The 23,414-nt window shown below is 57.6% G+C and carries 18 protein-coding genes, 1 tRNA gene and 1 pseudogene; 9 read left to right on the top strand and 11 right to left on the bottom strand.

Going from position 1 to position 23,414, the window contains the following annotated elements; all coding sequences use genetic code 11:
- Nucleotides 1–27: 27 nt before the first annotated feature.
- From ffh to MQE22_RS01680, 7 genes and pseudogenes are all read right to left on the bottom strand, one after another.
- A complete protein-coding gene (ffh, locus tag MQE22_RS01710; protein WP_215871262.1) occupies nt 28–1,404 on the bottom strand; it encodes a signal recognition particle protein in 1,377 nt (458 codons plus the stop codon).
- 221 nt (nt 1,405–1,625) lie between these two features.
- Nucleotides 1,626–2,174: a hypothetical protein gene (locus MQE22_RS01705; protein ID WP_226827092.1), complete on the bottom strand. Its 549-nt coding sequence runs from the start codon at nt 2,172–2,174 to the stop codon at nt 1,626–1,628.
- A 21-nt stretch (nt 2,175–2,195) separates the two neighbouring features.
- Nucleotides 2,196–5,306, bottom strand: coding sequence for an efflux RND transporter permease subunit (locus tag MQE22_RS01700; protein WP_215871261.1), 3,111 nt, complete (start codon nt 5,304–5,306; stop codon nt 2,196–2,198).
- Nucleotides 5,299–6,678, bottom strand: a complete 1,380-nt coding sequence (locus MQE22_RS01695; protein WP_215871260.1) for an efflux RND transporter periplasmic adaptor subunit — start codon at nt 6,676–6,678, stop codon at nt 5,299–5,301. Before MQE22_RS01695 ends, MQE22_RS01700 begins: the two co-directional genes overlap by 8 nt.
- The gene (locus tag MQE22_RS01690; protein WP_215871259.1) at nt 6,675–7,970 is read right to left on the bottom strand and encodes a TolC family protein; all 1,296 of its coding nucleotides are present in this window, start codon (nt 7,968–7,970) and stop codon (nt 6,675–6,677) included. The genes MQE22_RS01695 and MQE22_RS01690 overlap by 4 nt, the downstream gene beginning before the upstream one ends.
- 68 nt (nt 7,971–8,038) lie before the next feature.
- Entirely contained in the window at nt 8,039–8,500 is a 462-nt protein-coding gene (locus MQE22_RS01685; RefSeq protein ID WP_215871258.1) for a hypothetical protein, read from the bottom strand.
- Between the two features lie 195 nt (nt 8,501–8,695).
- Nucleotides 8,696–8,977 (bottom strand): annotated as a pseudogene (locus MQE22_RS01680) (IS5/IS1182 family transposase); the annotation flags it as partial.
- Nucleotides 8,978–9,008: 31 nt separating this feature from the next.
- Here MQE22_RS01680 and MQE22_RS01675 point away from each other — a divergent pair.
- The 7 genes from MQE22_RS01675 (at nt 9,009) to sppA (ending at nt 15,543) form a co-directional block, all read left to right on the top strand.
- Complete coding sequence (locus MQE22_RS01675; protein WP_255790026.1) at nt 9,009–10,277, top strand: ISNCY family transposase; 1,269 nt, start codon at nt 9,009–9,011, stop codon at nt 10,275–10,277.
- 151 nt (nt 10,278–10,428) lie between these two features.
- Nucleotides 10,429–11,292, top strand: coding sequence for a diiron oxygenase (locus tag MQE22_RS01670; RefSeq protein ID WP_215873140.1), 864 nt, complete (start codon nt 10,429–10,431; stop codon nt 11,290–11,292).
- Nucleotides 11,289–11,579: a hypothetical protein gene (locus MQE22_RS01665; RefSeq protein WP_226826838.1), complete on the top strand. Its 291-nt coding sequence runs from the start codon at nt 11,289–11,291 to the stop codon at nt 11,577–11,579. The genes MQE22_RS01670 and MQE22_RS01665 overlap by 4 nt, the downstream gene beginning before the upstream one ends.
- Nucleotides 11,580–11,589: 10 nt before the next feature.
- Nucleotides 11,590–13,221, top strand: coding sequence for an alpha-D-glucose phosphate-specific phosphoglucomutase (locus MQE22_RS01660; RefSeq protein ID WP_215873139.1), 1,632 nt, complete (start codon nt 11,590–11,592; stop codon nt 13,219–13,221).
- A 12-nt stretch (nt 13,222–13,233) separates the two neighbouring features.
- A complete protein-coding gene (locus MQE22_RS01655) occupies nt 13,234–13,587 on the top strand; it encodes a YtxH domain-containing protein (RefSeq protein WP_215873138.1) in 354 nt (117 codons plus the stop codon).
- A gap of 34 nt (nt 13,588–13,621) precedes the next feature.
- A tRNA-Pro gene (locus tag MQE22_RS01650) sits at nt 13,622–13,698 on the top strand.
- A 30-nt stretch (nt 13,699–13,728) separates the two neighbouring features.
- On the top strand, nt 13,729–15,543 hold the full coding sequence (sppA, locus tag MQE22_RS01645; protein ID WP_215873137.1) for a signal peptide peptidase SppA: 1,815 nt from the start codon (nt 13,729–13,731) through the stop codon (nt 15,541–15,543).
- Between the two features lie 78 nt (nt 15,544–15,621).
- Here the strand turns inward: sppA and MQE22_RS01640 are convergent, their stop codons facing one another.
- Nucleotides 15,622–16,485 (bottom strand): MBL fold metallo-hydrolase, encoded by an 864-nt coding sequence (locus MQE22_RS01640; RefSeq protein ID WP_226826840.1) that lies wholly within the window; start codon nt 16,483–16,485, stop codon nt 15,622–15,624.
- 174 nt (nt 16,486–16,659) lie between these two features.
- Here MQE22_RS01640 and MQE22_RS01635 point away from each other — a divergent pair, with 174 nt between their 5' ends.
- Entirely contained in the window at nt 16,660–17,088 is a 429-nt protein-coding gene (locus tag MQE22_RS01635) for a YeeE/YedE family protein (protein WP_215873136.1), read from the top strand.
- Between the two features lie 18 nt (nt 17,089–17,106).
- Nucleotides 17,107–17,556: a YeeE/YedE family protein gene (locus MQE22_RS01630; RefSeq protein ID WP_215873135.1), complete on the top strand. Its 450-nt coding sequence runs from the start codon at nt 17,107–17,109 to the stop codon at nt 17,554–17,556.
- A 14-nt stretch (nt 17,557–17,570) separates the two neighbouring features.
- On the opposite strand, the gene MQE22_RS01625 is transcribed toward MQE22_RS01630, so the two are convergent.
- From MQE22_RS01625 to MQE22_RS01615, 3 genes are read right to left on the bottom strand one after another with little or no spacing between them, the layout of a single operon-like run.
- Nucleotides 17,571–19,658, bottom strand: coding sequence for a phosphocholine-specific phospholipase C (locus tag MQE22_RS01625; protein ID WP_215873134.1), 2,088 nt, complete (start codon nt 19,656–19,658; stop codon nt 17,571–17,573).
- Nucleotides 19,651–20,430, bottom strand: coding sequence for a tetratricopeptide repeat protein (locus tag MQE22_RS01620; protein WP_215873133.1), 780 nt, complete (start codon nt 20,428–20,430; stop codon nt 19,651–19,653). Before MQE22_RS01620 ends, MQE22_RS01625 begins: the two co-directional genes overlap by 8 nt.
- A 20-nt stretch (nt 20,431–20,450) precedes the next feature.
- Nucleotides 20,451–23,351 carry a bifunctional YncE family protein/alkaline phosphatase family protein gene (locus MQE22_RS01615; RefSeq protein WP_226826842.1) on the bottom strand — a complete coding sequence of 967 codons (2,901 nt, stop codon included), beginning with the start codon at nt 23,349–23,351 and terminating at the stop codon, nt 20,451–20,453.
- Nucleotides 23,352–23,414: the final 63 nt, after the last annotated feature.

Raw genomic sequence — 23,414 nt, 5'->3', positions numbered from 1 at the left:
GGCGCGAATCATAACCAAAAATTTCACTTATTGAAAGGGCATACCGCCTTTCATGAGATTGCGCGGATTCATCCCCAGCAAGCGTCCCAAGCCCTTGCCCCCCTTGCCCATCTTTTTGAACATCTTTTGCATCATCTCAAACTGTTTGAGTAGCTTGTTGACTTCGGCGACAGTCGTGCCAGAGCCTGCCGCAATTCGGCGGCGGCGAGAGGCCTTGATGATTTCCGGGTGGCGCCGTTCTTCCATGGTCATGGAATTGATGATCGCTTCCAGCCGCCGCATCGGCTTTTTGTCCTGCAGGGCCTCCTGCGCTTCGCTGGGGATTTCACTCATCCCCGGCAGCTTGTCCAGGATGCTGGTCAGCCCGCCCATGCGCTCCACCTGACGCAACTGTTCACGAAAATCTTCGAGATCAAAGCCCTTGCCTTTGCGCAGCTTGTCGGTCATCCGCTGCGCCTGCTCGACATCGACTTCCTGCTGTACCTGCTCCACCAGACTGACGATGTCACCCATGCCGAGGATACGCGAGGCCATCCGCTCTGGGTGGAAGGCCTCCAGCCCCTTGCGCACCTTCTCGCCCACACCGAGAAACTTGATCGGCTTGCCGCTGATGGCGCGAATGGAGAGGGCGGCGCCACCGCGCGCATCGCCATCGGCCTTGGTGAGGATCACTCCGGTCAGCGGCAGGGCAGTGTCAAAGGCCTTGGCGGTGTTGACCGCATCCTGGCCAGTCATGGCGTCGACGACAAAGAGCAATTCCGTTGGCTGTACTGCAGCGGTCAGGTCCCGGGCCTCGGCCATCATTTCTTCGTCTACGTGCAGCCGTCCGGCGGTGTCGACGATCAGCACGTCGTAGACCTGCTTGCGTGCCGCATCCAAAGCATCCCGCGCGATCTGCACTGGCGCCTGACTGGGATGGCTGGGAAAGACCTCGACGGCGATGTCCCGTCCGAGACTGGCGAGTTGCTCCATCGCCGCCGGCCGATAGACGTCGGTACTGACCATCAACACCCGCTTCTTTTCTCGCTCCTTGAGCCAGAGGGCGAGTTTGGCACTCGTGGTGGTTTTCCCAGAGCCCTGCAGCCCGGCCATGAGGATCACCACTGGCGGTCGCGCCTGCAGATCGAGACGGTCATTATGAGAACCCATCAGACGCGTCAGCTCGTCGTTGACGATCTTGATGAAGACCTGTCCGGGGCTCAAGCTGCGCAACACCTCTTCGCCGAGGGCCTTCTGTCGCACTTCGGCCACAAAATCCTTAACCACCGGCAACGCCACGTCAGCCTCCAACAGCGCCATACGCACGTCGCGCAGGGCATCGCGGATATTGTCTTCACTGAGGCGGGCCTGACCACGCAAGGCCTTGAAACTTTGGTTGAGACGTTGGCTGAGGGATTCGAACATGGGTACCTCGACAAAGCGGATTATCATTTTGCGCGCTCAAGGATACGGGCGCAACGCCTTCCGGCTGAGATTCAGATTCTTCAGAAGAACCACGCCATTATGCCAGAAAGCCGGCTATTCCAAGTGGGTTCCCACACGATAGACGCCTTCACCACCGATCTCGCCAATCCCACCGCAGTGCAATCCATTGCCCGAGCGGGTGGCCTCGACCCTCTACCAAATTACATCATCTTGCGCATCATCGCCGGCATGCCATCCTGGACGAAACGATTGATTTCTCGGGCATGCGCGTGAATGACTCGCACCATTTCTGGGTCATTGGAGGTTTCCGTCACGGCGATCCCGTCCTTGAGCATGGTGAGCTTGCGCTGATACAGAGTTGGATGTGCGAACATCACTGGAACACTGCGACTCATCGGGTATGGGAAAGGACGATCCTCCGCCAGTCGGGCATACATCTGCTCCACATGAGCCTGTAACAGTGCCACCGTTTCTGGTACTGCAGATATCGTAACGGCATGGATACCATCGGGTAGAAAGGTCACTTTGCGATGCACCTGGCGATGTCGCTCAAATAGTTCCATCCCGGTCTGCATGGGCCCCCGATTTTCTGGGGACATCATCGCCCGCATGCCTTCTTCATCTGGCCCGTTGCGCATCATGCCTCCCATCATCCCGCCTATACCTGAAGCACTGGCGGCACCGAGACGAACATACCCCAACAGTGCCAGGGCCGAAAAAATCGACTTCATCATTTGCCTACGATTCATCGTCATCTCTCCTGTATAGGACTATCCCAGTTTCCACCGTCGTTTTTGCCACAACGCATATAGCGCCGGAATCACCAATAGCGCCAACAAAGCCGCGCTGAACATTCCCCCAACCACCGGAGCTGCGATGCGACGCATCATGTCCGCTCCCGTTCCGTGGCTGAACATAATCGGCAGAAGACCCACAACGACCAACGTGAGGGTCATAGCCAGTGGCCGTAGTCGCAGCATGCTGCCTTCTATAACCGCCAATTGCAGGTCATGCCAATTCTCCAGAGCGCTGCGTGCTCTCCGGCGGTAGACTGCCTCATCGAGATACAAAAGCATGACCACGCCGAATTCCGCTGCGACGCCAGCGAGTGCAATAAATCCAACGACTACGGCTATCGATAGCTTGTAGTGCAGCAGATAGACCAGCCAAAGCCCCCCGAGCAGAGAAAAAGGAAGCGTCACCAGCACGATCCCGACCTCCACCACGTTACGGAAATTGAAATAGAGCAGTATCGTGATCAATAACAAGACGGCAGGGACCACCAACAACAGGCGGTGGTCAGCACGCTCCATGCTTTTATATTCTCCGACCCAATCGATAGTATATCCAGCAGGTAACGGGACATGTTGGGCGAGTGCCTGCTTGGCAGCCGCGACATAGCCGCCGATACTGGTGCCGGGCTTGAGGTCAATCGTCACCCAGGAGTTCAGCTGACTGTTATCGCTAGTCAGCATCGCCGGACCTTTTTCAAAGCGGACACGCGCTACCTGCGCGAGCGGAATCTGGGCACCACTGGGTGCCGTGATATAAGCGTTCCTCAAAGCGCTTAGAGACTGTCGTTCGGCGCGCGGATACCGAAGATCGACGGGAAAACGCTGCACCCCCTCTACTGCGGTGGTCAGGACCTTGCCACCAATCGCCGTTTCCACGACTCGATTGACATCAGCCACTGAGATACCATAGCGTGCCGCCGCCTGACGCTCTGTATGGATGACAATATAGCGTCCACCCAGGGCATGCGCAGCGTATACCGACTCGGTACCGGGGACAGACGCCAAGGCTTGCTGTATTTTCTGACCGAGCTGGTTCAAGGTAGTCAAATTCGCCCCGGTGATTTTGATGCCCAGCGGGGTCTGTAAACCCGTCGTCAGCATATCTACGCGTCCTTTGATAGGCTGCGTCCAGTCGTTACTCAGCCCCGGTATTTGCAGTGCTTGATTGAGACGACTCCGTAACCGATCAAGGGTCATCCCGATTGGCCAATGCTGCCTCTTGCGCAGGGTGACGACCGTATCAAACATGGAAATGGGCGACTGATCTGTCGCCGTTTGCGCCCGTCCAGCTTCGCCGAACACGGTTTTGACTTCGGGAAAGCTTTTGAGGATGCGATCTGTCAACTGCAGCAGGCTACCCGCCTCGCCATAAGAGATCGCTGGGTTCTGAGCAACCGGCATGTAGAGCAAGGTACCTTCGTCGAGGGGGGGCATGAGCTGGGTACCTAGTCGCTGCCACGGGTAGATCATGGTCAACGATAGCAACCCAGCCAGTATCAGAATCAGCCAGGGTAACCGCAGCACGCCATGGATAACCGGGCGGTACAGCGACGCCAGTAGGCGATTGATCGGGTTCTTGCGCTCGGCGGGAATTCGCCCTCGGATCAACCAGGCCATGAGGAGCGGTACCAAGGAAATGGATAGCAGAGCCGCCGCCGCAATGGCGAAGGTTTTGGTGAAGGCAAGAGGAGCAAAGAGTTTGCCTTCCTGACCACCGAGGGCAAAAATTGGCAGAAACGACACCGTAATGATCAACAGAGAAAAGAACAATGCTGGTCCGACTTCGAGCGCCGCCTCGCGCGCTGCGATCCAGGGGTTTGTCTCTCTACCCTCCTCCATCCGTTTATGCATATTCTCGATCATGACCACGGGAGCGTCGACCATGACCCCCACGGCGATCGCGATTCCGCCGAGAGACATGATGTTGGCCGAAATTCCCAGGCCATACATGACCGCAAATGCGGTCAGAATGCCGACCGGCAACGTGATCAACACCACCAGCGCGGAGCGGGCACGCAGCAAAAATAGAAAAGTTACCAGGAGTACTGCAATACACTCCTCCAACAGTTTGCCACTCAGGGTGGCAATACTGCGTTGGATAAGTGGCCGCTGGCTGTATGTGGTGACGATCTTTACACCCGTGGGGAGGGAAGATTGCAGACTATGCAGCTTCTGTTCTACCCGCCGAATCAGCGCGTTGGCATTCCCGCCCTGATTCATCATGACGATTCCCCCGACTACCTGCCCTTGTCCGTTCAACTCGGCGATGCCGCTCGGCAATACCGGGCCTAACTGCACCCGGGCAATTTGCTCCAGGGTAATGGGTATTCCATCCCGCACCGCCACGGAAACCTGGCGAAGATCCTGCAGGGAATGAATGTACCCAGAAGTGCGCACGATATACCGAGACTCGCCCAGATCAATGACGGACCCACTGGTTTCTCCATTCGCCGCGCGAATGGCCGCTTCTACCTGGGGCAATGAGACATCCTCGGCAATCATGCGCTGCGGATGGACGACAACTTGATACTCCTGCTCCATTCCCCCTACGGTAGCCACCTGGGCCACCCCTGGTATCCCCTGCAGGGCAAACTTCAAAAACCAGTTTTGCAGGGTGGTCAATTGTGCTAGGTTCAGGGTCCCTTTTGGATCGGTCAGGGCATATTCGTAGATCCAGTCGACGCCGGAACTGTTCGGACCCAGTGCAGGTATCACACCCCTCGGCAATTCACCCTGCGCCTGTTCGAGATACTGGAGAACGAGGTTGCGTGCTTGGAAAATAGGGGTACCGCCTTTGAACAAGACATACACATAGGAATCCCCAAACATCGAATACCCCCGTACCGCTCGCGCACCAGGGACCTCCTGCAAGGTAGTTTCCAAGGGATAGGTGACCTGATCCTGCACGACTTGGGGGGCCTGTCCCGGATAGCTGGTCTTAACGATCACTTGGGTAGGAGAAATGTCGGGGATCGCCTCCAGAGGAATTGCATACATTCCCAGGATGCCGGCCACCGTCACGATCAGGGTGGCCAGAATGACCAGGAGCGGATTATCGATGGATGCCCGAACGATGGCTTTAATCATGTCCGTCGCCTCCCATGTGCATGCCCGCCATTGATTCCGCTGAGGAAGTCTTGCGCGTCGCTGCGGCAGGAGAGGGAATTTCCGCTTTGCTCGGCGCAGTGTGCTTCGAGCTTAGGTTCCCGCCCAACATACGGGCCCGTACAGATTGGAACTGCGACTCGGAATAGAGCAGGAACTGGGCATTGTTCACCACTCGCTCACCGGCATGCAGACCTTGTGGGATTGCGGTCCAACCATCGGCCGTGGCTCCAGCTTGGACTTGCGCAGGGAGAAAATGTCCGTCGGCTTGGTAAAGCATCACAAAATTCCCTTGCACGGTGCGAAGAATGGCGCTATCGGGCACGGCCAGGACTTTGTGCGCCTGGGTCCACACCTGTGCCGTGACATACATTCCTGGCCGCAACGTCCTCTCGGGATTAGCGAAGGACAAACGCGCCGTGACCGTGCGGCTTTGGGGATTTTGTGTGGGATACAGAAAGCTGAGTCGGCCTTTCCAGATCTTTCCAGGGAACTCCTCGGAGCGTAGTTCTACGCGATCCCCTATATGTACCCAAGGCAGTTGGTAGCCATAGAGTGCGACCTGCACCCAAACTCGATCGAGATTTGCAATCTCCATCATATTACTTTGCGAGGAGAGATATCCGCCCTGGTGGATCGGCAACTTCTGCACCACACCAGAAATGGGGGCATAAACGGGGACCTGCCGCTGTGCCACCCCGCTGCGACGCAGTGCGGCAATCTCCGTCGACGACAACCCCAGAAGGCGCAAGCGTTCTGTTGCCGCCGCACGCAGCTCTTCGCTTGTCGCATCTTTATCTGGACCACTCGCTTGGACAAGTAAATATTCTTGCTCGGCACTATAAACTTCCGGCGAATATACCCGAGCCAAAACGCTCCCAGCTGCAACCGGGTCACCCACCGCACGAACCGCGAGGTTGGTGATCCAACCAGAAAATCGTGGGGTGACGGTGTACACACGGTTTTCGTCCTCGGCCACCGTGCCCACAGTGGTGAGGACACGGCCAATCCGTCGACGTTGCACAGCAACCACGCGTACACCGAGTTGTTGCACCATCCGCGAATCCACCGTGAGCCCAGTTGCAGAAGCCGCAGGTGCATGGGCATATACCGGGATATAGGCCATGCCCATGTTGTCTTTCATAGGATGGGTTGCATGGATTTTCGGGTTCATGGGATTGGCCCAATACAAGATACGTGGCTTGGCGGTTTTGGTCTGGACCGGCGCGGATGGCGATTTCAGGAGAGGCGATTTGCTCGGTGATTGCGCAGGCAACCACAGCACCAGCGTGGCACCGATCCCGGCACCGAGCAGGAGAGAGGCGAGAGAAAATCCCCAGAGACGCTTGTTCATGGTTGCACCCCGCGATATTGCGTTGCCAAAAAATCCAACTGCGCGATCGCCAGAGCTCGATCCCGGCGGGCAGCAAGGGTGTTCAGCGCAGTGGCGAGTACGGTATTCTGGGCGCGCAATACTGATTGCAATCGCCCTCGTCCGCTTCGGAAATCCGCGAGTTCGGCGGCATAGGTCTGCTTCGCCAAGGGGAGTAAATCCTGCTGGTCACGCTCATCTTCGGCAGCCGCAGCCTGGTATTGGGCATAAGCACTTCGCAGCTCTCGCGCGATACGCAGGCGTTGTTCGCCATAGTTATCAACCGCAGCCATCTGCTTTTCTTGCGCGGCGGCAATGATCTGGTCCTGACGATTGGCTGGAAAAATCGGCAGGCTGAGGTTGACACCCACGGAAAGCCAGTTCGGACTACCGGGCATGAAGTCTTGTCCATAGGACGTGCTGACGGTAATCGAAGGCAGCAGACTGCGATTCGCCACCCGCACAGCCACTTGCGCGGCACGTTCGCTTGCCGCAGCTGCCTGTAATGTCGGCTGACCAGAAATCCTCGCGACCAAAAGCGACAAGGCGGGCGGCGGAGATGCATGTGGCCACTGCCACTCCAATCGCGGAGGAGCGGAAAGCCCCAAAAGTTCGGTGATACGTGCTTCGGCGCCTGTTTGCTCAGAGCGAATCCGATCTTTTTCGTTTGCAAGAGCGAGGCGTTCCAGACGAGCACGCAATACCTCGGCTTCCTCGATTCTACCAGCACGATAGGCGGCCATCGCTGCCTGCTCCGTCAGCCGTGCCAATTGCTCTTGGCGAACGAGGATCCGTATTTCGTTGTGCCCCACCTGGGCCTGAATCCAGCTTTGCTGTAAGAGCCAGCGCAGTTCAGCCAATCGCTCCGCCTTGCTGGCAGAGGCCGCGCGGGCTTCCATGCGAAACTGACGGCTGCGTAGCGCGAGCTGGCCAAAAGGAGGAAATGTCTGGCTCAGCCCTACACTCAGCATGCTCATTTTCTGCTGATTCATGGAAAAATTGTTGGTAGGAAGATTGACCGCACCCAAACTGAGATGCGGATCTGGCAGCTGTGATGCAGCAATGGCCTGATGACGCAAGGCCAGAATTTTTTGCTGATAGGCGGCCAAACTCGGGTTTTGGGAAAGTAGGCGTTCCGCAGCGTCCAGGGTAAGGGTTGTGGAGCCCTCTGCAACAGCAAAGGGCAAAACACTCAGCGTGGCACTGACTGCGACGAGTAGAAGGATACGCAGCTGCGGAGGCCGATTTTCGAATGCTCGGTTGTTGAGTTTCATGGAATGCTCCTGAAAATAACGCGAGAAAACTCGTCCAGCGGACGGGAGGCGCTAGTTCTCAGGGCAATTCAAATCAGGAGGCGGACTCGAGAAAGTGGCGGGGGATGCGCCCAAACAACCAATAGATTCGCAAAAGGGAGTCGGATAAAGCCTTGCAGTAGCAAGGCGAACCAAGCGATTACTACGGTGAGGATGGCCGGATAGACAAGATGCCCGAAGACCGTTCCCTTGGGGGCATGAGCCAGGTCGCAAAGCGCCGAGCAAGAACGCGCACCCATCCCGGCCATCGGACAGTGGTCATCCATACCTATCATGGAAGAAGATCCAGCCTGCATCTTGCCGCTCATCGAGCGCATAGGCATTCCAACCATCATGCTGCAGCGACACCAGTCCGGGAAAAGGGCATTGGACAGGAGTAAGAAAATCAGAAGATAGCCCAAACACGCCCGCAGCAAGCGTTGCAGCTCACCAGCCCGCAGGCGATGCCCGCGTGACAGTATCCTATTTCCCTTGGCGGCGTCATGGAACACTGCGGAGGTCAAACTCCTGTTCGACAGAATTTTAGAAAATTTTATGTATTTTTATGTTAAACCTGAAGCAAGCTTCAGTGTCAAGTGGGTTTTGGTCTTTGGGTTTTGGTCTTATCCGTTAAGCCACGTTACCGCCGACAACCGTGATCGGTGCGACGCGCACGCCATGGCGGGCCTTGGCTTCCTCGACCACACCCGGACGAAGCCAAGACGATCGTAGCCTTTATCGGCAGCAAGGGTGATCCGTCGGCTTCCACCCAGCTCATCCATGAGTTGTAACGCAGCATCTACCTCTGCCGTCCCATCCGCCGTGGTGACCTGTTCTCCCACGATCAAGCCCTCTCGGTTAACCATGAGTACATGCCCCAGATACACCAGCCGCGAGGCATCCCCGGGTGCCTTCTTGTAGAGGCGACAATCGGGGTCCGTTACCGAGGCATGGGTGTCATTGCTGCGCTTCTGCCCACGGAAATCCGAGCGAGGACGAGTGATGCAGGAGCGGATAGAGATGAGCGAGCGGGAGCGCAAGCGGTTTGCGGTGCTGCAGCAGGTGATCGATGGGAGCCGAAGTCAGGGGCAGGCAGCGCTGGCATTAGGCTTGTCGGAGCGGCAGATTCGGCGCTTGCAGCGCGGGGTGGAGCGGGAAGGGGCACGGGCATTGATCAGTCGACGCCGTGGCAGACCCTCCAACCGAAGGGTAGAGACGACGGTCCGGGAGGGCATCCTGGCGCAGGTGCGGGCACGCTATGCGGACTTTGGCCCCACCTTGGCAGCGGAATATCTGCGCGCAGATGGCTATACCGTATCGAAGGAGACGCTGCGTCGCTGGATGATCGCTGCGGGCCTGTGGCAAGCCCAGCGCAAGCGGCGCACCCGCCTGCACCCACCCAGGCCGCGCCGAGCGCGACTGGGGGAATTGATCCAGATCGATGGCAGTCCCCACGATTGGTTCGAAGGCCGTGGGCCGCGCTGCACCCTGATCGCCTTCATTGACGATGCCACCAGTCGGGTCTTGTATGCCCGTTTTACACCGGTAGAAAGCAGCCAAACCTATCTGTCCGCCCTACAGACCTACGTCACGACTCATGGCTGTCCCGTAGCGCTCTACAGCGATCGGCACAGCATCTTCACCAAACACCACCCAGAAGACAACGAACCCACACAGTTTCAGCGTGCCACCGAAGCCTTGGGAATTGCCACCATCCAGGCCTTGAGCCCACAGGCCAAAGGTCGGGTAGAACGCCTGTTCCAAACGCTTCAGGATCGCCTGGTCAAGGCCTTGCGCCTGGCGGGTATCAGCGATCAGGATGCCGCCAACGCTTGGCTCCCCCAGTACCTGCAGCAACACAATGCGCACTTTGCCGTGGCGGCTTGCGACGACGAGGACGCCCACCAACCCTATGACGGAAGTCCAGAAACTCTCGCCCGGATCTGCGCCATCCACCACCGCCGTACCCTATCCAAGGACCTGGTGCTGTCCTTCCAAAGACAGCGCTACATCATCCAGACTGGTGGCGCCCCACGCTATGCACTGCGCGGACGGAAAGTCGATGTCGTGGTCCATGCCGACGGGCGAATAGAGCTGGTAACCGGCGGCGAAGTCTTGCTCTACAAGGTCTTCGATTCGCCCCAGGAAATCCCTCATCCTGTCGATGACAAAAGCCTCAACGCTCGCGTCGATGCGATCCTGACTTCCCGACGTTGGTCAGAAAAATCCCGGCCTGCTGCCGACCATCCTTGGCGTCGTTATCCCACCGCAGATCGTCCTGGAAAGTAATCAATGCCCAAAAGAACCGGACATCTCTATCTTGCCCAACGCCGGACATTTCTAATGTGCTTTGACACGCCTTCCGGCTGGTGGCGGGCTTGGAGAGCTTTGGCGGTCATGGCAGAATGCAGAATACGTATTATGCAGGGGCAGAGAGTTTATGGCGGTTGTTTCGCGTCACCACGACGCCCTCATTCAGCGTCTCAGTCGGCATAGCGCAAACTATCGTGATCCACTCGAGGAGATCCCTTGGGACACCCTGGATCCGGAAAAGGCCTGGCTGCCTGAACCCCTTCTTTCTTTATATGGATTACCTGAGTTCGACGCCCTCCGTGCCGAGGAGCGGATACGCCTGTCGCAAGTCGAGTTTGTCTCCTTCTGTGAGCTGGGTCTGTGGCTGGAAGCGCTCTTCATTCAGCGGCTGGGTAGCCACTCCCTGCAGCACCTGTACGGCGACACGCACAGTTACCACTACCAGCTCCACGAACTGCGCGAGGAAGTCGGGCACAGTTTGATGTTCCTCGAGCTGCAACAGCGGGCACAACTCCCCTTCCTTACCCCCCCGAGTCAGCGCCCGCGCTTGGCGACCCTGTTCGCCCGTTTGGCGCCGGAGGGCTCGGCAGCTTTCTGGGCGACGATTTTCATTGGTGAAAACGTCCCCGACCAGATGAGTCGACAAATCTTGAGCGATAAAATGCTGCCGCCGGCGGTTTTGGCGATCAATCAGCTGCATCGTCGGGAAGAGGCCAGGCACATGGCCTTTGCAAGAATCACCGTGCAACGGCGCAGTCGTCGCCTAGGCGGTATACAGCGACGCCTCCTCAGCCCTTTACTGCGCGAGGTGATGCGGCAGTTTTTGTACACTGCGTTTTTCCCGGTGCCGGCGGTATATGCTGCGGCAGGATTAGACTCGGCATCGCGCCTGGCACGCTTGGCGCGACAAAACCCACACCGGATAGCGTTGATGCAGCACTGCGCGGAACCGAGCCGCGAATTTCTTCGTAGCCAAGGATTTTTTGTATGAGCGATCTTCATCCCAAGATGCTGTTCCCTCTCGGTACCATACTGCTCTCTCCCGATGCGCAGAGCATTTTCGAAGCGGGAGACATCGATCCCCAGGAGCTGCTGCGTCGTCATGTGACTGGCGATTGGGAAGAAAGCATGGACGAGGATCTGCGTCGCGCCAGCTTGGCTGCCATCGAAGACGGCGGCATCATTGTTAGCACCTGGCAGATTGGCGGCTATACTTTATGGGTGCGCACCGATGCATCCCGCAGTTCGACGGTGCTGGACATCCCCTTGGATCATTGAGGCTCTGTGCATGGAAATCACCACGGTCAAGACGCAAGCTTTTGCCGATCAACGGCCGGGTACCTCAGGCCTGCGGAAAAAGGTGAAGGTGTTTCAACAGGCGCATTACCTGGAAAATTTTGTACAAGCCGTTTTTGATGCCATTCCCGATCGTGCAGGCAAGACTCTGGTCCTTGGCGGTGATGGTCGCTATTACAATCGCGAGGCCATCCAGACCATCATCAAGATGGCGGTCGCCAACGGCTGGGGAGAACTGCTCATTGGCCGCCATGGGCTCTTCTCTACCCCCGCCGTCTCCCATGTCATCCGCTACTACCGAGCCCGCGGCGGACTCATTCTCAGTGCCTCGCACAATCCCGCCGGCCCCGAACACGATTTTGGCATCAAGTTCAATGGTGAGAATGGTGGCCCGGCCAGCGAATCCCTGACCGAGCAGATCTGGGCGGGGAGCAAGGCCATCAACAGCTACCGCATTGCCCAGACCGAGTACATCGACCTCGATCACGAGCAGGAGTTGCAGCTGGGGAACACCCGCATTCGCATCATCGATCCGGTGCGCGATTATGCCGACTTGATGGAGAGGATTTTTGACTTTCCTGCCTTATCCCGGCTGCTCCAGGGCTCCTTTCGCATGCGCTTCGATGCCTTGCATGCCATCACTGGTCCCTATGCCCAGGAAATACTCGAACGACGCCTCGGCGCGCCGGCAGGCACCGTACAGAACGCCATCCCTCTACCCGATTTCGGCGGCGGTCACCCGGATCCCAATCTGGTCTATGCCAAGCCGCTCGCCGATCTACTGTTTTCCGAGCAGGCTCCGGACTTCGGCGCCGCCTCCGATGGCGATGGTGACCGAAACATGATCCTTGGGCGTGGCGTCTTCGTGACCCCCAGTGACTCCCTGGCCGTGCTGACTGCCCAGGCGCGCTGCATTCCCGCCTACGCCAATGGTCTGCATGGGGTGGCGCGCTCCATGCCCACCAGCCAGGCTGCCGATGTGGTGGCCAAAGCCCTGGGCATCGAATACTTCGAGACTCCCACGGGCTGGAAATTTTTTGGCAACCTTCTCGATGCCGGTCGCATCACCTTCTGCGGCGAAGAGAGTTTTGGTACGGGCTCTGACCACGTGCGGGAAAAGGACGGCCTCTGGGCAGTGCTGGCATGGCTTTCGGTACTCGCCCACAGCGGCCAGTCCGTGCGCGAGATTCTGGATGCCCACTGGCAGCGCTTTGGCCGCCATTATTACACCCGTCATGACTACGAAGAGTTGCCGAGCGAGGTGGCGGAGAAGATGCTGGCCGGGCTGCAGGCGCAACTGCCGGTGCTACCCGGACAGCAGCTGGCGGGACGCGAGGTGCAGGTGGCAGATGATTTCTCGTACACCGATCCCATCGACGGCAGTGTCAGCGAACACCAAGGCCTACGCATTCTCTTTGCCGACGGTGCCCGCCTGATCTTCCGACTCTCGGGAACCGGTACCACGGGAGCCACCTTGCGCATTTATCACGAAGCCTACGAAACCAATCCCGAACAATTCCACCGCGACCCGCAGCGCTACCTGGCTTCCCTGGTAACGCTCGGAAAAGACCTGACTCGCTTGGAAAGCCTTTCTGGCCGCAAGGCCCCCACGGTCATCACGTAACGGAGGTATCTCATGGATTACGATACAGACAATGGTTTGAGTTATGCGGCCCTGGGCGCTGCCCTCGCTGCCGGCGCCCTCGCGGGTGCTGCAGCGGCGCTACTCTTTGCTCCGCAAAGCGGCGAACGTACCCGCGAGCAGTTGCGCCAACAGGCCAACCGGGCCTGGGACCGGATGGCAGTATCGCGTGAGCGCATCAATGAGCGCGTCGAAGAATTGCTCGATACCATCGCCATCTATAGCGAGGAGCTGGTAGAAAAGGGCAAGGACATCACCGAGAAAGAGCGGCAGCGACTGAACGACGGGATCGCCCTGGCCCGCCGCGAACTCGATCGCCTGCGGCGCAAGCTTTCCCGCCTAGATTGACCGAAGTCGTTCCCCACGGCTATCCTAATAGCTTCGGGGAGTGGCGCAGTCTGGTAGCGCGCCTGCTTTGGGAGCAGGATGTCGCAGGTTCGAATCCTGTCTCCCCGACCAAATTCTCCCGTGGCGAAAGGAAACCGACGCATGCGCCGCCTGCTCTTACCGTTTCTGTGGCTGGGTAAGGTTCTTCACTGGCTGCGTCTCACGGTCCTCAATCTGCTGACACTGGTCATTCTGATCCTGATCATTGTCGCCATCGTCCAGCATTTCTCCCGCCCACAGATTCACGTCGCCAAAAACTCCGTCCTCTGGGTCGAGCCACAGGGGAGCCTGGTCTACAGCGAAAGCGACTCCTGGCAGGATCGTCTCCTGCAAAAAATTCACCCCACGCAAGAGCATGTTCTGCTGCGGCATCTGATCGCCAGCATCGATCACGCAGCCAAAGATCCGAAGATACGGGTGCTGGCGCTTGATCTACGGGAATTCCGTGGCGGCAGTCTGACGCAGCTGCTGGATGTCGCCCATGCCTTGCAGCGCTTCCGCGCCCAAGGCAAACTCATCTACGCCTATGCCCCAGAATATTCTACTGGCAACTATGTGCTTGCCGCGCAAGCCAACCAGGTATTTCTGCCGGAATTGGGTATGGCCCTGATCACCCCCTTCTCCAGCGATTCTTTGTATTTCAAGGGCCTGTTCAACAAGATTGGGGTCGATGTTTACGCCTTCCGCCAGGGCAAGTACAAATCGGCAGTGGAACCGCTGACCCGTACAGATATGTCGCCGGCGGCGCAGGAGGAAAATCGAGCCTGGCTGGCGACCTGGTGGCAGTCCTATACGAGCGCGGTGGATCAGGGGCGTGGCCTCTCCGCCGACACCTTGCAGAATTATGCCTTGCACCTTCCCGAATTATTGCAGAAAGCTCAGGGCAATGCGGCGCAGCTGGCGCTACAGCATAAGCTCATCACGCAGATTGGTGATCAGGAGGACTTTCGCGACGCCATTACCAAGGCCTTGGGGCAAAAGAAGCTCCGGCGCATCGGCTGGCAGCGCTACTATACGAGCTTTGCCGCGCATCAGCCGGAGGAGCACGGACCCGAGATCGCTGTGGTACCCATTGATGGCATGCTGGTGCCCGGAGATATGGAAGAGCCCGGCGTGGTTGCCGCCGAGGCGACGGTGCGCCAGCTCGATCACCTGCGCCACGAACGCGACGTCAAGGCCGTCATCTTGCAGGTCAACAGCCCCGGCGGCGACGTCAATGCCGCCAACGCCATCCGCCGCGCCATCGAGCGTTTGCGCAAAGCGGGTAAGCCCGTGGTAGTGAGCATGGGGACCCTCGGAGCTTCCGGCGCCTACTGGCTTTCCACTGCCGCCGATCGCATTTATGCCGAGCCTACCACCATTGCCGCAGACATTGGTGTCTTTGTGCTCGTTCCCAATTATACCGGTCTATTGCAAAAGATTGGCGTTGGCTATTCCGGGGTCAGCAGCCTCCCCCATAGTCCCTCGCTGACACCTTTTGCGCCGCTGGGGAAACCGGAGCAACAGGCCCTCCAGGCGGTAGTCGACCACCTCTATACCCACTTTGTCGGGCTGGTGGCGAAGGCGCGCCATCTGCCCTTTGCAGAGGCAGAAAAAGACGCGCAAGGCCGAGCCTGGAGTGGCGTGGACGCCAAGCGCTTGGGACTGGTAGATGGCTTGGGGGGAATGACAGAGGCAGAGCAGGCCGTTGCCCAACTGGCACATTTGCAGAACGGTCAGTACCATCTGGTGTATCTGCCGCGCCCGGCGGGCGAGTCATCCTTTGCCCAGATCCGCTCCTGGGCACTAGCAAGCCTTGGCTTTTCCCTCCCCCAGGGAAGCGGCGGCGAAGCACTGGCACAGGCGCAGTTGTTGCTGCAGTACTCGCGCCCCTACGGCATATTTGCCTATCTGCCCGTCGATCCAAAGCTTTCCTGAAGCATCCGGAATGGCCAATGATAAAGGGCTGACCACACGACGCAGGTCGTCGGCCAGCCCCAATGCTCTATAGCTCCTCTAGAGCAGGTTCACAGGAATTTTCAGATAACTGACGCCATTGGCCTCCGCGGGCGGCAAGGCACCGGCACGCATGTTTACCTGAACCGAGGGAAGAATCAGTACGGGCATACCCAGGGTGGCATCCCGTTCTGTACGCATCTTGACAAACTCTTCTTCGGAAACGCCATTGTGCACGTGGATATTACCGGCACGCTCTTCCGCCACGGTCCACTCCGCACGCGCTTCCCGCCCTTCCGGGGGATAATCGTGACAAAGATGGAGGACGGTATCCTCCGGCATGCTGAGCAAGCGCTGGATGGAACGATACAGGGTATGGGCATTGCCATTGGGGAAATCGCAGCGCGCCGTACCCACGTCGGGGGCAAAAATGGTATCACCCACAAAGACGTGTTTGCCGATCACATAAGCGCTGTCGGCTGGCGTATGGCCGGGAACGTGCAGCACCGAGACCTGCAGGTTACCGATGGAAAAGGTATCTCCATCTGCAAAGGTCTGATCGAACTGCGAACCGTCGGTCTGAAAACCCTCTTCAGGATGGAAGATCTTCTTGAAAGTCTCCTGCACCTGCCGAATGGTCGCGCCAATCCCGATCTTGCATCCATAGCGCTTCCGCAGCAGATTACCGGCGGACAGGTGATCGGCGTGGACGTGCGTCTCCAGCACCCACTCGGGCTGCAAATCCTGCGAGGTAACGTAGTCGATAACAGATTGTAAAGAACGCTCCGCCGTACGCCCGGACTTTGGATCATAGTCCCACACGGGATCGATAACGGCCGCCTTGCGGGTGGCCGGGTCATGAACCACATGGGTAAAGGTCCACGTGGTCGGATCGAAAAAGGTCTTGATTGCCACTTCCGTCATGGTAGTACCCTCCGTTTGCAAAAACCTACCGTCACTGCACAACTGGAGGTCGCCATAAGAATACAGCTCCCTCTTTTATAATCAGGGGCTTGACTTCATCCCCTAGAATTAGTTTATATATATACAGTAAATAACTCAACTACTGGAGCGTTCTCGATTCTGCGAGGTGATAATATGTTTACTGACCTAGTCTCGTTTCAACCTTGGGTTTCTCTGTTTGGTGGTGCATTGATCGGCTTGGCGGCCGTGCTGTTGCTGGCCATCAACGGCAAGATCGCCGGCATCAGCGGCATCGTGGGTGGGCTCCTGAAGCCTTCCTCCGGTGATGTCGGTTGGCGCCTCGCCTTCATTGCGGGTCTCCTCGCCTCTCCACTCCTCTTGGCAGCGACAGGATTTTCCCTGGGCAAAGGAGAGATCGACCTGGACCTGGGAGCCGTTCTCCTCGGCGGGCTTCTGGTTGGCTTTGGCGCCCGCCTGGGATCGGGCTGCACCAGCGGACATGGAGTAATCGGGCTCGCCCGGCTTTCACGGCGTTCTGTAGCGGCCACCATCAGCTTCATGGCGGCAGGCTTTCTGATGGTCTCTTTGATACATTTTTTCTAAAGAAAGGAGAAACTTCACATGAAACTGCTCAGTGCGCTACTGATCGGCCTTCTTTTTGGCATCGGTCTCAATGTTTCCGGGATGACGGACCCGGCAAGAATCAAGGGCTTTTTTGACGTCTTTGGTGCTTGGGATCCCTCTTTGATCTTTGTGATGGCGGGAGCTCTCGGGGTCAGCATGGTAGGTATCACACTGGTGATTCGTCGGGGCAGGGCCCTCCTGGGCGACAAGCTAGGGGTGCCGACGCGCCGGGATATCACCCCCTCACTGCTGATTGGATCTTTCCTCTTTGGCAGCGGCTGGGGACTTGCCGGTTACTGCCCGGGCCCGGCCCTCGCATCCTTCGGCACACTAGAAACCGAAGTCGTGCTGTTCTTTGTTGCCATGATCGCCGGCATGTTTGCCCACAACCTCTTTGAAAAATGGCAGCTCCGTCAATCCGCCAAGGGAAAAAGGGCAACGGCCTGATATGCCTAGCTGAATCACACCCGTAGGACGGGGGCTACGTTGGCGGGGTCGGTCTTGCTCAGATGGCCGGTTTCGACATGCCCTGCCAAACGCCAAACATGGGCCTGGTCGGTAATCCGCAAGTCATACCACTGATCGCTCTGCTCTAGAGAAAAATCTAACGCCCTTTTTTCCCATTTTCCTAAGCGGACGCGACGTTTTTCGGCACCATACGCAGCGTCCTCGATCTCCACTTCGCGCGCTGAGGCGGATCGGTTCTCCAGAACCAACCGAAGATTGCCGCCCGGGAGCAGGTATTCTTCGCTTACCCGTAGCGAAGACTGCCCTTTCCCCTGTAACTTGCGAATGAAGCCATTGGAACCGTAGACAGTCAGTGCAGCGGGAACATCCTTGGGCCAGGCGATATGGTCCTCCAGCTGATGGCCGGCACCGATGGTATAGCGCTGGGGCAAACCCCTGCTGCCATCCCAGTAGGCCCAACAACAGATCCCCAAACTTGACGGGTTCTGGCAGCGAACCAGATAGCCACCGGCGCCGGCTTCGATTTGCAGAGTCTGGCGGTAGTCGATAGGTAGAGCAGGACGCTGACCTTCTTCCTGGGGAGGGATGCCTTGCTGCGTTCCCGCCACCGGTACCTGCGGCAGAGGCAAGTCTGCCACTGCCCGCTGGACCAGATTGAAGTTATTGGCGGTACTGGGCAGAAAGTATTGCCGAAGGTCGGCGCGGGAAAAATCAAAGGCCGAAGTCAGATCACCCGCAACCGCCCGCCGCCACGCTGTGATGTTTGGCTCGCTCACACCAAAGCGCTTTTCCACAAAGCGCAGAACCGAGGTATGGTCGAACACCTCGGAGCAGACCTTGCCCCCCCGACTCCATGGCGAAATAACGATCATAGGAGTGCGCGGCCCCATACCGTAGGGCAGATCGTCGGGAACAAACAATGGAGCTTGACGCGGGTTGACCAGATCGTGCACTTCGCCGGCGGTGCTGACGGTACTTTTCCCGGGCCGCACAGGGGTCGGTGGTTGCGGCGGAATGACATGGTCGAAAATGCCGTCGTTCTCGTCATAATTGAGAAAAACCACGGTTCGTGACCAGACCTTGGGATTGGCGGTCAACGCCGCCAGTACCCGCGCGATATACACCGCGCCATAGGCAGGGGCATAAGAGGGATGCTCGGTATAACCAGCGGGTGCGACAATCCAGGAAACCTGTGGCAGGCGGTCTTGGACGACATCTTCTTGCAACTGGCGAAGGCTGCGCACCGAAATGCCACGCTGGCGCAGAGGAGAGTCACTTGGGGCATTCACGTACTGACGAAACATCTGCAAGGGATTGTCACCGTAGTTCCCTTCAAAAGGTTTCTCCAGGCTCAGGGTGGTCCCCTCTTGGTAGACCTGCCAAGAGATTCCAGCCTTTTGCAAACGCTCAGGATAAGTCGGCCACCAGACGGGCGGGTATTTTTTTGGATCGGTAATGTAATCATCGTTGTTGATCAGGGGACCTCCGCCCTGGCCGCTGGGATCGACCATACCTGTCCAAAGATAACTGCGATTGGGATGGGTCGGTCCCGCCAACGAGCAAAAATAGTGGTCGCAGACGGTAAAGGCATCGGCCAGGGCGTAGTGATAGGGAATGTCCTGGCGCAGATAATAGCCCATGGTCCGGTCGGTCTTGGCCAGCGGCCAAGCATTGAAGAGTCCGCCGGCGTTGGCAGCGTGGGTGCTATACCAGCTATGATCGAGATCACCGACTACCTGGGCAGAGCTGGTCAAAGTATTGAGATGATAGGGAAGAATCACTTCGCTCGCATCAGACAGACGTGGCTGTTCCCAGATGCTTTTGCCGCCAGGAATGGGCAGGGGAAAACGATCGTTGTAACCACGCACTCCCGAGAGATGCCCAAAATAGTGATCAAACGAGCGATTTTCCTGCATGAAAATGACAATATGCTCGACGTCCTCGATGCTTCCACTGGCCGCGTGCGCCGGGGTGGCCAAGGCCCGCTGAATGGATAAAGGCAGAGTGGCAGAGACCGCCCCCATCAGGGCCAGAGATTTGAGAAATTCACGGCGATTGACGCCCGCGTTGCGCTCATTCATGAGATTTTCCTCCATTGGAAAGGACTTTCAGCTCGGCAACAGCCTCGGGGTATCCCTTCTCGGCGGCCTGCTGCAGCCAATGCAATGCTTTTTTATGGTCTTTAGGGACCCCATACCCCTTGCTGTAGGCAAGAAAAAACAGCATATCCGCATACGGATCGCCGTCTGCGGTCGCCTGCTGCAAGGTATGAAAGGTCTCTGCGTAGAGCTCTTTGGCCTTCTGCGCATTTTTGGGAACCCCCCAGCCCTTGGCATAGCTCTCAGCAAGATAAAAAGTGTCAGGGACGATTTCCTTCACATCTTCGGCATAGCGCGCCCAATAAGAAGCCCTGCGCGGATCTGCGGCAAGACCTGGGGCTCCATTCAAGTACAGGACGGAAAGCTCGCGCGCCGACCAAGCATTGCCCTGTAGCGCTGCCCGTGTCAAAAACCGAATTTGTTGCTCCGTATTAGCCGCAGAGGCAGGGTCACGTCTCAAGTAATGGGCGAGAACCTGACTGGCCCAACCACTACCCATTCCACTGGCTTTCACCAGCCAGGGTTTGGCAGACGCGGGGTCGCCTTTGCAGGCCCAATAGGCAGCCATTGCCACCACGCCATCGTAGGATCCAGATTGTGCGGCGCGCTGGATTTGCGCGAGCGCCGCGCTATCCTGCTGCAGGCAGGCGGCGGACGCCTCCGCCAACGGACCTTTCCAGCGCTGCGTGGCGGCGTGAGCACCGTTGCTCATCAGACCGATCGCCGCGATCCCCAGAGCCAGTGTAATTTTCATGACTCCTCGTCGCAAAATCGTCATGGTAGATTTCCTTCATTGGCTTCATACGCGGCAATTGTGGTGCCGTGCGCCGCTGCATAGCGCCGCAGGCGCTCTTGCAAATCTTCATAACTACCTAAACCCTTACTCGCAATCCATTCTTGGCGGAGCTGCTCGGGACCTGCCACCTTCAGTAAGGAGGTCGGGGTATAGCTTTGCGCAGCCGTGGGCTTTGTCAGCCCAGCACCATGGGGATCGGTATGACGTAGCAACCAGTTTTCAGTAAGGACATGACCGGTGGCTCCCGCCTCGCGCCGCAGGAGCAAGCGATCGCTACACTTGCCAGCGTTGAATTCCACCGGTACCTGCATCGGTTGCACGGGCATGGGATCTTGACGCGCTTCTTTCCGCCAGATCCCTCCGATTACCTGAGCATTGGCATCCCACTGCGACATGGGTGGCAAATTCAGTGTGGCTTCGATGGTACGCACGATATTGACCTGCGACAGGGGTTCGGAATCAATCATGCCAGCTTTTACCCAAGGCCCCATCGCCAGAGCAAAGGTGCGATGTGCGTTGATATGATCCGCACCTGACTGCGCGTCATCCTCATTCAAAAACACCAGCATGTGTTTCCACTGCGGCGTGCTCGCCAGATAATGCAGGAATTTGGCAGTCGCATGATCATTATCAGCGACGTAATAATCCGGACTGTAGTAGCAGGGAGATAAACCTGCAGTGTGATCATCGGGAATCCAGATGAAAATGAAATGTGGAAAGCGCTTGCCGGGATGCCGTTCGAGCCAGGAGATTGCCGCTCTCACTCGCGTATTATCCAGCAGCATCCGATCCCAACCCGGATAGGTCTGATCTACGTGTGCCAAGAGTGCCTCGCGGAGAACTCCGTCACGCGCACGGCTTAAATCCTCGCCAAAATCCTCAAACGATACATGCTGCGACAAAAGATCGTTAAACAAATACAAACGCTCTGGGTAGCTCATCCAGGGATTGGTGTAATTTCCCAGATCTTTTCGGCTGTACTGATAGGGGTTGTGACTACCGGGAGCCCCCGGGGTCAGGCTCGAAGAACCTCCGGGTCCGGCATTCCACAACAGCCCCCGATTCGAGTAATACGCAGGCCAAAGGCGTTGTACCACGTCGGAATCCGATGCCCCGTCGGTCCACTGGTGTCCCTGGGCGGTTACCTCACCATCGGCCATAAAATTGACAAAGAGGGTGTTGTGCGGTGCCCAGACATGATAGAGATTTGGCAACTCTCTAGGTCCGTAAAGATCGAATTGCGGATCTGCCCATTTCCCAGCCACCTGATATTTTCCCAGATCCTCATCAAACGTCTTATTTTCCCGCAAAATAAATACCACATAATGAATATGTTGGCGGAGATAGCGGGTAACTTTGGTATTGGCAGTAGCCAAGTCGTGCCGCTGCACGCTGCTAAAGCCATCATCCGCCAAGGCCGTTTTTGTCCATTGCGGTAAAGATTGATCCAGATTATGCAAAGAAACTTTTTGTAAAACGCCATGCATCATGTTACCGACATACTGCCACTGCAAATTTGGACCGGTACCAAACCCTTTGGCAGCGACCACGTACAGATTCTCCCCCTGTATTGCGATAGCGGATGGATACCAGGCTGTCGGTATGAGACCGAGCCTTTTCCCGGTCTGCCCGTTGTAAACGGCGATATCGTCATTGCCAGCATTGGCTACAAAAAGTCTGCCCTGACTGTAGGCGAGCCCATCGGGATAGCTGCCCGGCGGCGCATCCGGATAGGGGCTATCGGAAATCACTTTTTTTGGCCGCAAAGTGACGCTATCGATCTCGACAAGGGCATCACTGTTGGCATCGGCCACCCAAACATCGGGGCTATTCGGTACCGCTACCATCGCTGTGGGGTGTGCTCCCGCCGCCACACTACGCGGCCCGAGCACTGGGGCGGTATGAACTTCTCCCAACACACCCAAGGTCTTGCGATCCAGGACCGTCACTCCGTCGCCCGCCCAGTCACTGACCACCAGGCGTTGCCCACCATCGGCCAAGATCACGGCAAATGGGTAAGCTCCCACATTGACATAGCGAGTCTGGCCTGTCTGGAGATCAATTCGCGCGAGACTATTCGACAGCATTCCAGTGACGTAGAGATGCCGACCGTCAGGACCAAGGACCAGAGAATCGGGATAATATAACCAGGATTTCTTTCGATGATCCCCTTGGTAGGTGTATGGATACTGATTCTTGGGAAAAGGTTGCCAGGCCAAGTGGTAGACGTGCGACAAATGAACACGCTCGTTCTCGACCTGAAGTGCATAAACCGCATTCGCGTTGCCACCAGTGGCGAACCAAGTATGGTTAGGTCCGGCAATCAGTCCTTGAAAGAGATCTGCATGACCGATTGCTAACGTCGGGATTTTTTTTGGATTGGCCTCGGCTTTGAGGGATGCTTTGGCCTCCTGCTCGCGGGTCGCAGCGCTCTGATCGGTAGTGTAGACCGTTCCGGGAGCGCCAGCATGCCTCGCGTCGGTGGCGATACCAGCCCCACCGGGGGTTGCAATGGCCACTTCCTTGCCCGGAACCGCCGAATTCAGAGCGGCAAAACGCGTCTTCCGTTGCAAGTCGTAGTCATACCAAGTGATGGTCTGAAACGGCGTTGCACCGTTTGCCAAGACTCCCACGCCGTCCGGACCGAGGGCCAACTGCGTTGGGAAGTTGGGCGTACTCATCACCGTACCGACGGGCGTCACTTTACGCCAAGTGGGTAATATCCCAGTGTACTCCGCACGGTTGGCCGGAGTGATCGTCACGGGGCTATCGAGGACAGCCGCGTCAGAAGTGGATGATACCGTGGCCAGGCTCAATCCGCTGAACACTACCCATAGGTATCTCCCCATTACACAGCGCCGCTTTTTATGCTTTTCCATGCCCGATCTCCAACCTTCTATCGCGTCCGCAAGTTGTTCCGAGAAGCAACCTCCTTACATGCC

Source organism: Acidithiobacillus sp. YTS05 (assembly GCF_024396695.1).
Lineage (GTDB): Bacteria > Pseudomonadota > Gammaproteobacteria > Acidithiobacillales > Acidithiobacillaceae > Igneacidithiobacillus > Igneacidithiobacillus copahuensis.
This window is presented reverse-complemented; position numbering and strand designations above follow the sequence as displayed.

Bases quoted from the DNA above. Each gene is read 5' to 3' on its own strand.
- MQE22_RS01635 (WP_215873136.1), top strand. From the start codon at position 16,660: ATGTTTACTGACCTAGTCTCGTTTCAACCTTGGGTTTCTCTGTTTGGT.
- ffh (WP_215871262.1), bottom strand. From the start codon at position 1,404: ATGTTCGAATCCCTCAGCCAACGTCTCAACCAAAGTTTCAAGGCCTTG.
- MQE22_RS01670 (WP_215873140.1), top strand. From the start codon at position 10,429: ATGGCGGTTGTTTCGCGTCACCACGACGCCCTCATTCAGCGTCTCAGT.
- MQE22_RS01695 (WP_215871260.1), bottom strand. From the start codon at position 6,678: ATGAACAAGCGTCTCTGGGGATTTTCTCTCGCCTCTCTCCTGCTCGGT.
- MQE22_RS01630 (WP_215873135.1), top strand. From the start codon at position 17,107: ATGAAACTGCTCAGTGCGCTACTGATCGGCCTTCTTTTTGGCATCGGT.
- MQE22_RS01675 (WP_255790026.1), top strand. From the start codon at position 9,009: ATGAGCGAGCGGGAGCGCAAGCGGTTTGCGGTGCTGCAGCAGGTGATC.
- MQE22_RS01640 (WP_226826840.1), bottom strand. From the start codon at position 16,485: ATGACGGAAGTGGCAATCAAGACCTTTTTCGATCCGACCACGTGGACC.
- MQE22_RS01665 (WP_226826838.1), top strand. From the start codon at position 11,289: ATGAGCGATCTTCATCCCAAGATGCTGTTCCCTCTCGGTACCATACTG.
- MQE22_RS01700 (WP_215871261.1), bottom strand. From the start codon at position 5,306: ATGATTAAAGCCATCGTTCGGGCATCCATCGATAATCCGCTCCTGGTC.
- sppA (WP_215873137.1), top strand. From the start codon at position 13,729: ATGCGCCGCCTGCTCTTACCGTTTCTGTGGCTGGGTAAGGTTCTTCAC.
- MQE22_RS01655 (WP_215873138.1), top strand. From the start codon at position 13,234: ATGGATTACGATACAGACAATGGTTTGAGTTATGCGGCCCTGGGCGCT.
- MQE22_RS01690 (WP_215871259.1), bottom strand. From the start codon at position 7,970: ATGAAACTCAACAACCGAGCATTCGAAAATCGGCCTCCGCAGCTGCGT.
- MQE22_RS01660 (WP_215873139.1), top strand. From the start codon at position 11,590: ATGGAAATCACCACGGTCAAGACGCAAGCTTTTGCCGATCAACGGCCG.
- MQE22_RS01705 (WP_226827092.1), bottom strand. From the start codon at position 2,174: ATGAATCGTAGGCAAATGATGAAGTCGATTTTTTCGGCCCTGGCACTG.
- MQE22_RS01620 (WP_215873133.1), bottom strand. From the start codon at position 20,430: ATGAAAATTACACTGGCTCTGGGGATCGCGGCGATCGGTCTGATGAGC.
- MQE22_RS01625 (WP_215873134.1), bottom strand. From the start codon at position 19,658: ATGAATGAGCGCAACGCGGGCGTCAATCGCCGTGAATTTCTCAAATCT.
- MQE22_RS01615 (WP_226826842.1), bottom strand. From the start codon at position 23,351: ATGGAAAAGCATAAAAAGCGGCGCTGTGTAATGGGGAGATACCTATGG.